The 15005-nt window shown below is 41.4% G+C and carries 19 protein-coding genes; all 19 read right to left on the bottom strand.

All coding sequences use genetic code 11. From position 1 onward, the window contains the following. Positions 1-27: 27 nt before the first annotated feature. The 19 genes from ACIQCE_RS06475 to ACIQCE_RS06385 all read right to left on the bottom strand — a co-directional run bounded on the left by ACIQCE_RS06475 (position 28) and on the right by ACIQCE_RS06385 (position 14901). Complete coding sequence (locus ACIQCE_RS06475) at positions 28-423, bottom strand: F0F1 ATP synthase subunit epsilon (protein ID WP_353854342.1); 396 nt, start codon at positions 421-423, stop codon at positions 28-30. A 24-nt stretch (positions 424-447) separates the two neighbouring features. Next, positions 448-1869, bottom strand: a complete 1422-nt coding sequence (atpD, locus tag ACIQCE_RS06470; RefSeq protein ID WP_400494070.1) for a F0F1 ATP synthase subunit beta — start codon at positions 1867-1869, stop codon at positions 448-450. Positions 1870-1893: 24 nt separating this feature from the next. Then, positions 1894-2760 carry a F0F1 ATP synthase subunit gamma gene (locus ACIQCE_RS06465; protein ID WP_400494069.1) on the bottom strand — a complete coding sequence of 289 codons (867 nt, stop codon included), beginning with the start codon at positions 2758-2760 and terminating at the stop codon, positions 1894-1896. Between the two features lie 88 nt (positions 2761-2848). Then, the gene (gene atpA, locus ACIQCE_RS06460; RefSeq protein WP_400494068.1) at positions 2849-4357 is read right to left on the bottom strand and encodes a F0F1 ATP synthase subunit alpha; all 1509 of its coding nucleotides are present in this window, start codon (positions 4355-4357) and stop codon (positions 2849-2851) included. Between the two features lie 16 nt (positions 4358-4373). After that, positions 4374-4919: a F0F1 ATP synthase subunit delta gene (locus ACIQCE_RS06455; RefSeq protein ID WP_400494067.1), complete on the bottom strand. Its 546-nt coding sequence runs from the start codon at positions 4917-4919 to the stop codon at positions 4374-4376. Further along, positions 4916-5437: a F0F1 ATP synthase subunit B gene (gene atpF / locus ACIQCE_RS06450; protein ID WP_353854337.1), complete on the bottom strand. Its 522-nt coding sequence runs from the start codon at positions 5435-5437 to the stop codon at positions 4916-4918. Before atpF ends, ACIQCE_RS06455 begins: the two co-directional genes overlap by 4 nt. A 120-nt stretch (positions 5438-5557) precedes the next feature. Then, positions 5558-5770 (bottom strand): F0F1 ATP synthase subunit C, encoded by a 213-nt coding sequence (gene atpE / locus ACIQCE_RS06445; RefSeq protein WP_353854336.1) that lies wholly within the window; start codon positions 5768-5770, stop codon positions 5558-5560. A gap of 49 nt (positions 5771-5819) precedes the next feature. After that, positions 5820-6536 carry a F0F1 ATP synthase subunit A gene (gene atpB, locus ACIQCE_RS06440; protein WP_400494476.1) on the bottom strand — a complete coding sequence of 239 codons (717 nt, stop codon included), beginning with the start codon at positions 6534-6536 and terminating at the stop codon, positions 5820-5822. 25 nt (positions 6537-6561) lie between these two features. Further along, positions 6562-6945, bottom strand: coding sequence for an ATP synthase subunit I (locus ACIQCE_RS06435; RefSeq protein ID WP_353854335.1), 384 nt, complete (start codon positions 6943-6945; stop codon positions 6562-6564). Positions 6946-7446: 501 nt separating this feature from the next. Further along, positions 7447-8076 carry a uracil phosphoribosyltransferase gene (gene upp / locus ACIQCE_RS06430; RefSeq protein WP_353854334.1) on the bottom strand — a complete coding sequence of 210 codons (630 nt, stop codon included), beginning with the start codon at positions 8074-8076 and terminating at the stop codon, positions 7447-7449. 147 nt (positions 8077-8223) lie between these two features. Beyond that, the gene (gene glyA / locus ACIQCE_RS06425; protein ID WP_400494066.1) at positions 8224-9471 is read right to left on the bottom strand and encodes a serine hydroxymethyltransferase; all 1248 of its coding nucleotides are present in this window, start codon (positions 9469-9471) and stop codon (positions 8224-8226) included. A gap of 176 nt (positions 9472-9647) precedes the next feature. After that, complete coding sequence (locus ACIQCE_RS06420) at positions 9648-10187, bottom strand: TIGR01440 family protein (protein ID WP_400494065.1); 540 nt, start codon at positions 10185-10187, stop codon at positions 9648-9650. Positions 10188-10200: 13 nt separating this feature from the next. Continuing rightward, complete coding sequence (gene rpiB, locus ACIQCE_RS06415; protein WP_353854331.1) at positions 10201-10650, bottom strand: ribose 5-phosphate isomerase B; 450 nt, start codon at positions 10648-10650, stop codon at positions 10201-10203. A 140-nt stretch (positions 10651-10790) separates the two neighbouring features. Beyond that, positions 10791-11249, bottom strand: coding sequence for a low molecular weight protein arginine phosphatase (locus tag ACIQCE_RS06410; RefSeq protein WP_400494064.1), 459 nt, complete (start codon positions 11247-11249; stop codon positions 10791-10793). A gap of 64 nt (positions 11250-11313) precedes the next feature. Beyond that, entirely contained in the window at positions 11314-11868 is a 555-nt protein-coding gene (locus ACIQCE_RS06405) for a manganese efflux pump MntP (RefSeq protein WP_400494063.1), read from the bottom strand. 71 nt (positions 11869-11939) lie between these two features. Further along, the gene (locus tag ACIQCE_RS06400) at positions 11940-12983 is read right to left on the bottom strand and encodes an L-threonylcarbamoyladenylate synthase (protein WP_400494062.1); all 1044 of its coding nucleotides are present in this window, start codon (positions 12981-12983) and stop codon (positions 11940-11942) included. 148 nt (positions 12984-13131) lie between these two features. After that, complete coding sequence (locus ACIQCE_RS06395; protein ID WP_400494061.1) at positions 13132-13587, bottom strand: GNAT family N-acetyltransferase; 456 nt, start codon at positions 13585-13587, stop codon at positions 13132-13134. 63 nt (positions 13588-13650) lie between these two features. After that, positions 13651-14301, bottom strand: coding sequence for a stage II sporulation protein R (gene spoIIR, locus ACIQCE_RS06390; protein WP_400494060.1), 651 nt, complete (start codon positions 14299-14301; stop codon positions 13651-13653). 120 nt (positions 14302-14421) lie between these two features. Then, a complete protein-coding gene (locus ACIQCE_RS06385) occupies positions 14422-14901 on the bottom strand; it encodes a hypothetical protein (protein WP_400494475.1) in 480 nt (159 codons plus the stop codon). Positions 14902-15005 lie beyond the last annotated feature (104 nt).

Here is a 15005-nt window from a genome sequence, read left to right as displayed (position 1 = left end):
TCTTAGTGATAAGAAGGATTTTCCATTTTATTTCCCTGCTACATTTAAACGGTTTAACGCTCGTTTTAATGCGAGTTCCGCCCGGCGTACATCACTTTCATTCGGGTGGTTCAAATGCTCTTCAGCACGCTGTTTTGCTAATTTTGCACGTTCTACATCAACTTGCTCTGATGTTTCAGCGGCTTGAGCGAGAATTGTCACCTTGTCAGGACGAACTTCAATGAATCCGCCACTGACAGCTACCAATTCAGTTGAATTCCCATTCTTTAAGCGAACAGCACCGATTTTTAACGGAGCAACCATTGGAATGTGGCCAGCTAAAATGCCAAGCTCACCGCTTTCTGCTCTTACACTGACCATTTCCACATCCGCTTGATACACTGGGCCGTCGGGAGTAACGATATTGACTTGAATGGTCTTCATGCTTTTACCCTCCTAAGGACCAGATTAGACCTCTACACCCATCTCTTTGGCTTTTTCAACCACTTCTTCAATGCGCCCGACTAAGCGGAAAGCATCTTCAGGAAGGTGATCGTATTTACCAGATAAGATTTCCTTAAAGCCTTGAACAGTTTCTTTTAATGGCACGTAAGAACCTTTTTGACCAGTAAACTGTTCTGCTACGTGGAAGTTTTGAGATAAGAAAAATTGAACACGACGTGCTCTGTGTACAACAAGCTTATCTTCCTCAGATAATTCATCCATACCTAAAATGGCAATGATATCTTGAAGCTCTTTGTAGCGTTGTAGTGTCTGCTGAACCTCGCGCGCAACGGCATAATGTTCTTCGCCAACAATCTCTGGTGCAAGTGCACGAGATGTTGATGCAAGTGGATCAACCGCTGGATAAATCCCCATTTCTGTCAGCTTACGCTCAAGGTTTGTCGTTGCATCAAGGTGAGCAAATGTTGTAGCTGGAGCTGGGTCTGTATAGTCATCTGCAGGTACATAGATCGCTTGAATCGATGTAACCGATCCTACGTTTGTAGATGTGATACGCTCCTGAAGCTGACCCATTTCTGTTGCAAGCGTCGGCTGATAACCTACCGCAGAAGGCATACGTCCAAGAAGGGCTGATACTTCAGAACCTGCTTGTGTAAAGCGGTAGATATTATCAATGAAGAACAATACGTCCTGACCTTGTTCATCACGGAAATGCTCAGCCATTGTCAAACCTGTTAAAGCAACACGCATACGTGCACCTGGAGGCTCGTTCATTTGACCGAAGACCATTGCTGTTTTTTCGATAACACCTGAATCTTTCATTTCATAGTAAAGGTCATTTCCTTCACGTGTACGCTCTCCAACACCTGCAAATACTGAAATACCGCCGTGTTCTTGTGCGATGTTATTGATCAATTCTTGAATCAGAACGGTCTTACCTACACCGGCTCCACCGAATAGACCGATCTTACCACCCTTGATATATGGGGCTAGAAGGTCAACAACTTTGATACCTGTTTCAAGAATTTCAACTTCTGTTGATAGTTGATCAAAAGATGGAGCTTGTCTGTGAATTGGATCTCTCGGTACTTCCACTCCAAGTGGCTCATCTAAGTCAATGTTGTCTCCCAGTACGTTGAATACACGTCCAAGTGTTGCGTTACCAACTGGTACTGAAATTGGCGATCCAAGGTCCACAGCTTCCATGCCACGTTTAACACCGTCTGTTGATGCCATCGCAATGGTTCTGACTATATCATCACCTAAATGTAGTGCTACTTCTAAAGTTAAGTCGATATCAACTTCACTTTCACTTTCCGCTTTATGCGAAACTTTGATCGCATTATAAATCTCAGGCAAGTGACCGTCTTCAAAACGAACGTCTACGACTGGTCCCATGATCTGACAGATGCGTCCTGTTTTCATTGCATTCCCTCCTGACAATTATTTCTATTCTAAGGCAGCTGCTCCGCCGACAATTTCTGTAATCTCTTGTGTAATCGCTGCTTGACGAGCACGGTTATAAGAGAGTGTCAAGTTGTCGATCAATTCTTTTGCGTTGTCTGTTGCACTCTTCATTGCTGTCATCCTTGCAGCATGTTCACTTGCTTTGCTGTCAAGAAGCGCACCGAAAATCAAGCTCTCTGCATACTGAGGAAGGAGGACTTCAAGAATTTCTTCTTCTGAAGGCTCAAACTCATATGATGCTGAACGCTTATTTGTTGTAGCTACGGTCGAAATGTCCGTTAGCGGCAATAATTTTTTCTCAGTTACTTCTTGAGAAATGGCACTGACAAAATGATTGTAGAACATGTAAAGTTCATCAAACGCTTCATCAGAGAACATTTGAACTGTACTGCTTGCTAACTCTTTAATTTCAGCAAACGCCACTTCGTCTCCAAGCCCTGTTACTTCAGAAATGACTGGAATACCACGCTTTTTGAAGAAATCGCGTCCGATTTTACCAATGACAATCACCGCATATTCATCAACGGATTGATGACGAGATTGAATGGTTTGGTAAGCGGTACGCAAAATCGAGCTGTTAAAAGGTCCTGCAAGCCCTCTATCAGATGTAATGACGAGATATCCTGTTTTCTTGACAGGTCTTGAAAGAAGCATTGGGTGCTTAGTACTTGTTCCATTTGCTATAGCAGCAACGACTTCTTGGATTTTCTCCATGTAAGGAACAAAAGACTTCGCATTGTTTTCAGCACGATTAAGTTTCGCAGCTGAAACCATTTGCATCGCTTTTGTGATCTGGCTCGATTTTTTCGTTGACGTGATCCTTGACTTGATATCGCGTAATGAGGCCAAAGATTTCACCACCTTTTTTCAGGAATCCGTGTTCATTTACGTGAAAAGAGAGAAAAAGAGAATCTTTTTCTCTCGGAAAGATGACTAATTAGTTGCTTGGCGCAAACGTACGTTTAAAGCCTTCGATTGCTACTTTCCATTCTTCATCAGCAGGCATGTTTCCTGTTTGAGAGATTGTATCAAGCAAGTCTTGATGGTTTTCTTCAAGGTATATGAATAACTCAGATTCAAAGCGTTTCACATCAGCAATCGCTATATCATCTAAGTATCCTCTTGTTAATGCGTAAAGAATCGCAACCTGTTTTTCAACTTTAAGCGGTTTGTTCAAGTCTTGTTTTAAGACCTCAACTGTTCTTGCACCACGGTTTAGTTTTGCTTGAGTTGCTTGGTCTAAATCAGAACCAAACTGAGCGAATGCTTCAAGCTCACGATAAGAAGCAAGATCCAGACGAAGTGTACCTGCTACCTTTTTCATCGCTTTAATTTGTGCAGAGCCACCTACACGTGATACAGACAATCCTGCGTTTACCGCTGGACGTACGCCCGAGAAAAAGAGGTCAGATTGTAAGAATATCTGTCCGTCTGTGATCGAAATTACGTTTGTTGGGATATATGCAGAGATATCGCCAGCTTGCGTTTCAACGAAAGGCAATGCTGTGATAGAACCGCCACCCTTTTCGTCACTAAGCTTTGCTGCACGTTCTAATAAACGAGAGTGAAGGTAGAAAACGTCACCAGGGAACGCCTCACGACCTGGAGGACGACGAAGCAATAAAGAAAGTTCACGGTAAGCTGCCGCTTGTTTAGAAAGATCATCATACACAACAAGTACGTGCTTGCCGTTATACATGAATTCTTCAGCCATTGTTACACCTGCATAAGGAGCAAGGTAAAGAAGTGGAGCTGGCTGTGATGCAGAAGCTGTTACAACGATTGTGTAATCAAGCGCACCATGTTTACGAAGTGTTTCTACAACACCACGAACTGTTGATTCTTTTTGTCCGATCGCTACATAGATACAGATCATATTTTGATCTTTTTGGTTTAGAATTGTATCAATCGCAACAGATGTTTTACCTGTTTGACGGTCACCGATGATCAATTCGCGCTGTCCGCGTCCGATTGGAATCAAGGCATCAATCGCTTTAATACCTGTTTGAAGCGGCTCATGTACAGATTTACGATCCATCACGCCTGGTGCTTCACTTTCAATTGGACGAGTTTTGCTTGTTAAAATTGGTCCCATTCCATCAACAGGCTGACCAAGCGGGTTCACAACACGTCCGATTAATTCTTCACCTACTGGAACCTCCATGATACGACCTGTACGTTTAACGTCATCACCTTCACGAATATCTGTGTAAGGTCCTAAAATTACGATACCTACGTTAGACTCCTCAAGGTTTTGAGCCATGCCCATAACACCGTTGGAGAACTCAACCAATTCTCCTGCCATAATGTTGTCAAGGCCATGTACACGCGCGATACCGTCCCCTACTTGAATGACTGTACCGACATCTTTTACTTCCATTTCAGATTGATAGTTTTGGATTTGCTGCTTTATCAGCGCGCTAATCTCTTCAGCTTTGATACTCACTAAGGTTTCACCCCTTCTAACGATTTTTGCCTGCAAGCTGACGTTCAATGCGGGAAAGCTTTCCGCTGATGCTGCCGTCATATATGCGGTTTCCGATACGGATTTTCACTCCGCCTATTAAATCCTTGTCAATCACATTTTCAACACGAAGTGATGTGACCCCAGCCTTTTTAGCAAATACTTCAGATAAAGATTGAATTTCCGTACCGCTAAGCGGTTTAACTGAATATACAATCGCATCATCTATTTGTTTCGTGCGATTTGCAAGTTTCACAAATTCCGTAGTCATCTCAGGAAAAATGTTCGTGCGTCCACGATCAATCAGTAAATACAGCGTATGCAATACATAAGTTGAGACACCTTTGAAGGCTTCTGCAATCAAGTGTTTCTTTTTGTCCGCAGTAATTTTCGGATGAACAAGAAAGTCGTTCAGTTCTTGATCAGTCTTTAGAACTTTTTTGATCTCATTCAGCTCTTTTTCAGTTTCGTCTACTGCCGAAGAAGCAAGAACGATGTCAAAAAGAGCAGAAGCGTAACGCTTAGAGACAATAGTCACGCTCATCGGCTTTCGCCTGCCTCTTGAAGGTACTCTTGAATTAATTTCTCCTGTGCTTGTTCATCTAGTTCTTTTTCAATCACTTTAGATGCAATCATTACAGAAAGTGATGCGACCTGCTCACGCAGTGCAGCAACAGCTTGTTCTCTTTCCTTGACGATTTCCGCTCTAGCAGATTCTTTCAAGCGCTCTGACTCTTGACGTGCTGCTTGAATGATCTCTTCTTTTTGCTTCTCGCCAAGTTTTTTCGCATTTTCAATGAGTGTATGTGATTCTTCGCGTGCTTCTTTCAATAAGACACGTTGCTCTTCTAGAAGCTTTTCAGCTTCAACATGCTTTTGTTCAGCACTTGAAATTTCATTCCCTATATAGTCTTCACGCTGCTTCATAATACCTAATAAAGGTTTAAGCGCAAATTTCTTTAAAAGTGCAAGCAGGACGAGCATGGCAATAAGCTGGAACAACATATCCCCAGCGTTGAAGCTTAAGCCTCCTGCTCCTAAAACCACTGGTAACTGTGACATTTAGTACGGCAACTCCCTTCTTTAAATAATATGTTAAGAAACAAAACATAAAGGAATGGCGAAGTTTCGAACTTATCTGATCTTCGCCATTAAAATTCATATTAGAACGCTTCTCACATATTAACGAAAGAATGCCAAGAATGCGATAACGACAGCGATAATTGGAAGGGCCTCAACTAAAGCTACCCCGATGAACATAAGTGTTCTTAGTTCTCTACCCGCTTCTGGCTGACGAGCGATTCCTTCAACTGTTCTAGAGACGATTAAACCGTTACCGATACCTGCACCTAGTGCTCCTAAACCGATTGCAATTGCTGCTGCTATTAAATTCATTAAAAAGCTCCTCCTTTAAATTAACGTCCTTTTTGGACTCTCAATTTTTTTAATGTTCGTCACTGACTTTATGAGAAATGTAAACCATTGTCAGCATGGTAAAAATAAATGCCTGGATTGTTCCAACAAACAAACTGAATGCCTGCCATACAATCATCGGCACAATAGCGCCTAATGTACCTATAATCCCAAGCGCAATGTTTTGCGAATAGAAATTAGTCGCAAGTCCTGCAAGTAAACCAAGAAGAATCTCCCCAGCGAAAATATTTCCATAAAGACGCAAACCGAGTGTTAATGTGTTTGCAAATTCTTCAATGATTTTCAGCGGCACTAAAAATGGGATTGGTCTTAAAAAGTCCTTCGTATATTCCTTGACACCCTTTGCCTTGACACCATAATAATGGGTCAATCCCATGACCAAAATCGCTAGTGTCATTGTGATTGCAGGGTCTGCTGTTGGTGATTTCCACCACAAATTGTGATCAACCGTAATCGAAAATGGCAGTCCAAGCATGTTTGAAACAAATATGTACATGAGCAATGTAACGCCAAGCGCTAGAAATGGGGCTCCTGTTTTCATGTCCATCGAACTACCTATGATATTTCGAACAAAATCAACAATCCATTCCATGAAGTTCTGCGCCTTTGTTGGACGAATTGACAGAACACGAGTAGTTAACACTGCGATTAAAAAAACGATAATACTAGCAATCGTGATCATGAGAATATTAGATAAATTGAACGTTAACCCTAAAAATTCTATCATTTTTGAACTGTGACCCAAAGAGTATTCACCTCTCTTCCATACTAGAACGTTTAAGTTGAATGAAGGAATCTATCATGATGACAGGATATATTGTCATTAACCCTATAATCACTCCTGCCAGATGAACTTCATCAGGGTAACGCCAAGCAATCGCTACTGCAAGAATTGCATTGGCCCACCTGGCTGTACTTCCCATTGAACGAATGGATTTCCCTTTTTTAACCGCCCGATCAAAAACATGCATTCTCCGTATAAGTAGGAATAAATTAAAGAAAGCAAAAATTGTGCCGATAATGAAACCAAGAAACAATGGTTTAAAACCAGGCATGGCATAGCCAAACACAAAAATTGCCAATAGATACATCATGTATTTACTCTGTCTGCGGAAAATAGCATTTGGATCGTTCATTCATCATCTGGCTCCCGATGAAAAATATTGTAAAAAAGGTGATAAATGGTGATGAGAACTGCGTAGAAGACGCTTATGATAAGCTGTCCTGTTCGAAAAAAATCAATCACCCATCGGTCTAATTGTACAATTAGACTTGAAATCTTTAGATCTATGGGATTCTGCTTCATTCGCTGATGCAAACCCTGATGATTAAAGGGTTCACAATGAGGATTAGTAGAGTGCTACAGGCTATGAAAACCTTACCATAATACCCTCGTTTAGCATACAATAGCGTCTATGATGTGTCAATCGGTTGAAAGTTAAAAAACTTTTCTATACTGATAGAGCACACAAAATGTTCACAATTTCATCAAACTTTAGGAGAGATATGACATACATTGAAAAAAACAGTTAATATTCAGTATACATTGATTCTCCTAAGATCGGTATCAATCGTTTGTCATATTTTCCAAAAAACCCACATGCACTTTAGCATGTGGGTTCTCACTTAAATAGACCTTATTTTGTTCCATACATACGATCGCCGGCATCTCCAAGACCTGGAATGATGTAACCTTTTTCGTTCAATTTCTCATCTAATGCCGCAATGTAGATATCCACATCTGGATGATGCTTCTGCATTTCTTCTACACCTTCAGGGGCAGCAATCAGGCACATGAAGCGAATGTTTTTCGCACCTCGTTTTTTCAAGCTGTTTAACGCTTCGACAGCTGAACCACCAGTTGCAAGCATTGGGTCTACTACGATAAAATCACGCTCTTCCACATCAGATGGAAGCTTCACGTAATATTCAACAGGCTTTAATGTTTTCGGATCACGGTATAAACCGACATGTCCCACTTTTGCGGCTGGAATGAGTTTCAAAATCCCGTCTACCATTCCAAGACCTGCTCTTAAAATTGGCACAACACCGAGTTTTTTCCCTGAAATGATGTTTGATTTTGCTACTTGTACAGGTGTTTCTACTTCTACCTCTTCAAGCGGTAAGTCTCTCGTGATTTCAAATGCCATTAACGTTGCTACTTCATCCACTAGTTCTCTAAATTCTTTTGTTCCTGTATGAACGTCACGAATATATGTAAGTTTGTGCTGAATAAGCGGGTGATCAAATACATAAACCTTTGCCATTGCTTGCGACAACTCCTTTTCTGTCATCTTCCGGTGAACTTTGCACACTTCCTACAATTCTACATAAAAAGACATCATCTTTCAATATGATTCGCAAATCCTACAAAAAAAAACCCATATGCCAGAAATAGGCAAATGGGTCTGTTTTTAATAATCTAATCCTTTATATAGAGGGAAACGATCTGTCAAATCTGACACACGCTTTTTCGCCTCTTCTAATTTCGCTTCATCTTCATGGTGTTTTAGAGCAAGCGCAATAATTGAACCGACTTCCTTCATCGCTTCCTTGTCGAAGCCGCGGCTTGTCACTGCAGCCGTCCCTACACGTACACCGCTAGTGACGAATGGTTTTTCTGGATCATAAGGGATTGCATTTTTATTAACTGTGATGCCGATTTCGTCAAGAACGTTTTCTGCAATTTTCCCTGTAATGCCAAGAGAGCGCAAGTCGATGAGAACAAGATGGTTATCCGTTCCACCAGATACAAGCTGAATGCCTTCAGATAAAAGTGTTTCAGCAAGTTGTTTTGCGTTATCAATGACGTTTTGTGCATATAGTTTGAAATCTTCGTTCAATACTTCACCGAAAGAAACAGCTTTTGCAGAGATGACATGCATCAGTGGCCCACCTTGGATACCAGGGAAGATGGATTTGTCGATCTTTTTACCAAACTCTTCACGGCATAAAATCATTCCTCCGCGAGGGCCGCGCAATGTTTTATGTGTAGTGGTTGTTACAAAGTCTGCGTAAGGAACTGGATTTGGATGAAGACCTGCTGCTACAAGACCCGCAATATGAGCCATGTCTACCATAAAGTATGCACCGACTTCATCAGCAATCTCACGGAACTTTTTGAAATCAATTTGACGAGGATATGCACTTGCACCGGCAACAATTAGTTTCGGTTTATGTTCACGTGCTTTTTGAAGTACATCTTGATAGTCAATAAGCTGCGTTTCTTTATCTACACCATAGTCTACAAAGTTGTACTGTACCCCGCTAAAGTTGACAGGGCTACCGTGTGTTAAGTGTCCGCCATGTGACAAGTTCATACCTAGCACCGTATCGCCATGCTCAAGAATCGTAAAGTATACAGCCATATTTGCTTGAGCACCTGAATGAGGCTGTACGTTCACATACTCAGCGCCAAAAATTTTTTTTGCGCGCTCACGTGCGATATCTTCTACAACGTCTACATGTTCACAGCCGCCATAATAGCGTTTACCAGGGTAACCCTCAGCATATTTGTTGGTTAAGACAGAGCCCTGCGCTTCCATGACCGCTTCGCTTACGAAGTTTTCTGATGCAATTAATTCGATTTTGTCCTGTTGGCGTTTCCGCTCTAGTTGAATTGCTTTGAATACTTGTGCGTCTTGCTCAGGTAAATGTTTCATCAGCGAAATCCTCTCCAATCTATTTCCATTCGATGTTTTTACCATCTCATTGTACACGGTTTTTGAGTAAAATGTAAAAGTTTTTTTGGAAAAATGACTTCTTTTTTATGAAAAACCGAATATTCGAGTGGTAAATCGCCTTCATCATTCAACATTATATTAGAAATATATTCGAGTTACGGTGTTGTATAAACCGCTCGTTCCCCGCCAATCAGTTTTGGTCTTGTTTTCGCAAATGTGACATGCGCTTGTCCTAATTGATGGCGACTGATACGTACTGGTACTGCTACACGCTTTAAGTGCATCCCGATCAATGTATCTCCAATATCAATTCCTGCATGCGCTGCAATCGATTCAACTAACACTGGATGCTCCATTTGCTGATAAGCATACGCAGCCATGGAGCCGCCCGCTTTGCGAACGGGCACAGCTTTCACAATCTCTAATTGCAACCGGCAGGCCATTTCTTCTTCGATGACAAGCGCACGATTCAAGTGCTCACAGCATTGGAAGGCAAGCTCAATGCCTGTCTCATGTCTAAGTTGATTCAGCTCATTGTAGATCACCTCTGCGATCTGCTCACTCCCAGCTGTCCCGATATGCTCACCAGCTACTTCTGAAGTACTGCAACCAATCACCAGAATTTGCCCAGCCCGCAATTTGACTGTTTGATGAAATTCTTTTAACATTTCAAGCCAATCTTGACCAATGTTCATATTCAAGCGCTCCTTATAGGTGCTTTTCTTCATACTCAGTGATTTTGCCAATACGAATCGCATGACGTCCTGCTGCAAACTCTGTCGTCAGCCAAATGCGTGCAATCTCTCTTGCTAAACCTGGCCCAATAACACGCTCTCCCATCGCAAGAACATTCGTGTCATTGTGTTCTCTTGTAGCCTTCGCACTAAATGTATCATGTGCTAGTGCACAGCGGATGCCTTTCACTTTGTTTGCCGAAATGCTCATGCCGATACCTGTCCCGCAAATTAAAATTCCACGATCGACTTCCCCGTTTGCGACCATATTGGCGACAGGAAATGCATAATCTGGATAGTCTACTGAACCTGATCCACATTCACAACCCATATCAATGTATTCAATCTTCAATTCGTCCATCAACTGTTTGATTTCTTCTCGAATATTCGTTCCGCCGTGATCGGATGCAATGGCTACTTTCATCGGACAATTCCTCCTAATGGTGAGTTCATCTGAAATGCGTTCTGTTAAATTGATATTCACAGTTATATTTTAACCTCTGCCTACTTAATTGCAAACAAGACAGAAAAACTGTTAACGCAACGGTTTAACAGTTTGTTCATTTATGTGGATTCTATATCCTTTTCCAACTTTTCAGCCAACTGATACAGCAAATCTTCTAATTCATCACGTGTTTCCTGATAAGTGGAGAGGCTTCCTCCAAATGGATCGGATACATCTCCATCTATCCCTGTCGCAAATTCCTTTAATGTGAATACCTTCCCTTCTGTATCCTCATATTGCTCCAAGATCAACTGTTTATGCTGGGAAGTCATTGTAAAAACATAATCCGCTTCTGAAATAAGTTCTTCTGTCAGTCTCGATGAAGAATGATTTAATGGAATACTTTTCTCAAATAATGCTTCGATCGCTTGGGGAGAAGCTTTTCCAGCATCAGATGCAAAAATGCCCGCTGATTTCACTTTTACCTGCAATCGTTTTTCGTCAGCAATTGAAGTAAAAAGGGCTTGAGCCATTGGACTTCTGCATGTATTACCAGTACAAACAAATAAGATATTCATGTTTTGCCCTCCTTTTCTTCTATTATATATGGAATTCATTCTAATTGTTATGTAAGAAGGTTGGCTATAGCGGAAATAATAATTTGATACCAAATGCTATTAAAATAATTCCACCAAGCGTCCCGCTGTATGAACCGACCCATGAACGAACCTGTTTACCGAGTAATAATCCAATCCATGTAAGCATCATACTAAAAAAACCAAATAATAAAATGGTCATCCACACCCTTGAGCCGTAAATTCCCAAGCTTAATCCGACCGAAAAACTATCTAAGCTGACACTGGTGGCAAAAAGTACAAGACCACCCCCAACAGGAACAATAAATGGTTCATCCTGATGACTAATAGAAGCAATGATCATTTGCAAACCTAGTACCAAAAGCAGCGATCCACCGATATAGGTCGCAAGGAAACCTAGCCATCCAGATAAAAGCTGACCTGTTAGCATGCCAAAAAGCGGCATAAACATGTGAAATACACCAATCACAAGACCAATATAAATAATCTGGCGGGCTCTTAATTGAATCATCCCCATGCCAAGTCCAACCGAAAAGGCATCCATGCCAAGTGCAAAAGCCATGATACTGAGAGTCAACAATTCGCCAGTTATTTCGTACATGTAAATCCCCCTTGGACACGCATTCTCCTTTAACCTATGTTTGTCCAAGAAAGGTTAGAACTGTTTGACAACTAAGAGAGCGTACGCCCTCCTGCCGCTTTTTGCAAGCGGTTCATAATGGCTGAACCAACTCCTTGTTCTGAAAAAGCTTCTGAAATAATGAGGTCTATGTCTATTTCATCAAATTGTCTCAGCACATGATATAAATTGGCAGCAATGGTTTCAGGCTTCTCCCTCCATCCACAGCTCAACACAACATCTGCTGAAAATAAGTGCTTCTTTTCCTCTGTTGTAAGAACACCTACTTTTTTACCAGCAGTCTGATAGGCAAAAATGTGATGCTGCATGTCTTCATCACTTCCATGAAAGATATACATATGTGCCTCAGGTGCATAATGTGTGTATTTCATGCCGGGTGATACAGGAACCTCGTCCTTTTTCGTTAACCCTGGGTCCACGTTAACTGTTCCTACCACTTCTTCCAAAGCCTCTTTTGTAATACCGCCTGGTCTTAAAATCACCGGAATCTCATCTAGGCATGATACAACAGTTGACTCAACACCTATACCAGTAGACCCACCATCGACAATACCGGCTATTCTTCCATCCAAGTCACTTGCGACATGGTCCGCTTGAGTTGGAGATGGCTTACCTGAGCGGTTGGCACTCGGTGCGGCAATCGGCAGACCAGCTGTTCGAATGAGTTCAAGCGCAACAGGATGATCAGGCATTCTCACACCCACTGTGGATAAGCCAGCTGTGACATGCTTCGATAAAGTACCTGGCTTACAAGGAAGAACAATAGTTAGAGCCCCTGGCCAAAAAGCGTCCATCAGTGCTTTCGCTTTCTCGTTTGCTATTTGCGCAAATTCATGAAGCTGCTGAACCTCCGCAATGTGCACAATCAACGGATTGTCACTCGGACGTCCTTTCGCTTCATAAATTTTCAAGACTGCCTCTGTCTCTTTGGCATTTGCCCCTAGCCCATAAACAGTTTCTGTCGGGAAAGCGACAACTTCGTTTTGTTGCAGTAGCAGGGCTGCTTGTTCAATTTGTGGATAGTATGTGGATAAATCGTTCTTTGAATCCACAGACCACCTTTTTGTATTTAACATCAGACAAACTCCTTCTAAAAAAGATAAAACTGTTGATATATCTCAATTATCCTTTTGAAAGTATAAAAGATGGCGCTAAATAAAACAAGCGTTGTCCACAAATTGTGGACAACACTTGTTTATCAGTGGATAAGTATGTGTATAAGTCCTATGTTTTGTGACTAACTGCCCTTTTTTGCAGCACAATGGCTTGTTCTATCCCCAATGACTCTTTCGCATGCTCCGATAACCAAATGCTTTTTGGCATTTCCTTTAAAGGTGAGAAGCCCATTAATGCTAAAAATTCTTGAGAGGATGCATGATTCGCCACTACATAGAAAGTATCCACACCTCGTTTTTCTCCCAATGTTTGCACACTTTGAAATAAAGATACAATATGACCTTGACCGAGTTTGTCTGATATAACAAGCGAGCGCAGTAGCCCTTCTTGTTCATTTAGCCGTTCAAGGCCTAAACAGCCCGCAAGTTGATGATCTGCATCTTCCATGACAACAAATTGTGTACGGTCCGCGATCGTCACGCCACCTTTGGCTTGTCCCTTTTCCAGAAAAGCATTGATAGCTGGAGCATCTTCTTCTGTGGCAATCCTTAATTGATAATACATGCTTTCACCTCTTTTTGTTCTCTTACTTCAACTCTATGAGGCAAAAACAGATTTATACCTTTTTTAAGAGAAAAGACTAGAGACCCATTCAAGAAGAAAGAATTTCACTTCACCAGTCTCGCCATCATCTTCTTTGACCGCTTCATTGACGGACTCACTTGTTTGCACTGCTTGACCTTCATGATCACTTTCTGGAGAAGCAACAGCTTCTCCATTAGAGAAATCTAAAAAGCATAAAGGCGGGAATAACACACACCACCAGTTCGCTCCATCCCCTTCTCCCAAGGTGATCAAAATCGCTTCATACTCTCCGGCCGGATAGACAAAGTTTCCATATAGTTTCGTTGGAAAGGAGGCTTTTTGAAAACTGACCGATACAGATTGATTGATATTTTGTTCTTTCAATTTCGCTTTGGCCATTCGATTGATTTCTGGGAGCTTTGACCGAATGACACGTCTCGCTTGTTCAATCGATGTCAGGTCTTTGACCCATTCAGTTATATTGGCGTTCACTTCATCTCGAATGCTTCTTTTCACATCTTGATCAGCCGAACGATTACTGTTTGCTAAAATACGTAACCGTATGGCTTCATCTGGTATCACGACTGGTTGATTGGCAGATGCTGTCGCCGTCTCCTCTTGACCTAGGTGTGCAAAAGCTCCGCATAATAATAGAAACATATAAAGACAGATCAACATTTTATTTTTTAACATGATGTGATTCCCCCCGCTTTTTCGCTTTGCTACAAACATTGTGTCCAGGAATCCCTTTTCATAAACAAGAAAATGAATTTTTTAATAGACTATGAGAGATAAATGAAAAAGCCGTTCCTTTTATGAACGACTTTGGGGGGATGATTGGTAGTCAGACGGATAAAGCCTTCCGTCCCAATCTCGGCTAATTTTCAAACCTGATTCCGTTTGAATGACAGTCATTTGTCCTTTTTTCTCGATTTCCTTTTTGACATTTCCTTTTTGATCAATAAATTGAATCATCATTTTATAGTCAAACTCAATTCTGTCATCGCTTTCATCTGAAGATGTAAACGTTATTTTTTTCAGCTTAATTTGACAATCTTGGTCCTTGGCTGCTTCTAACACGCTTGGAAACATACTGTCTTGTGTATATTCCTGATATTCATGCTCTGTTAAATAAAACTTCAACTTCTCTTTCAATTCAGATAGGTCATCCGTTCGATTCACTGTGTATTGTGCTTTTTTATAGTTTTCCCCAAATGCTGCCGCCTCTTTTTTAAAGCTCGGTTTACCGCAAGCACTCACAATCAATAGTACACTGACGATGACCAACACCATCGTATACCTTCTGTCCACATCATTCGCCCCTTCAATAGAAATTTATGTAAAAAATCACGATCAGAATGTTCACTCTTTTATATATACGTATCTCTTTTACCATT

The organism is Bacillus sp. NPDC093026 (assembly GCF_044754665.1).
GTDB lineage: Bacteria > Bacillota > Bacilli > Bacillales > Bacillaceae > Bacillus > Bacillus maqinnsis.
Note: the sequence above shows the minus strand (reverse complement) of the source record. Positions and strands in the feature narration are given on the sequence as shown.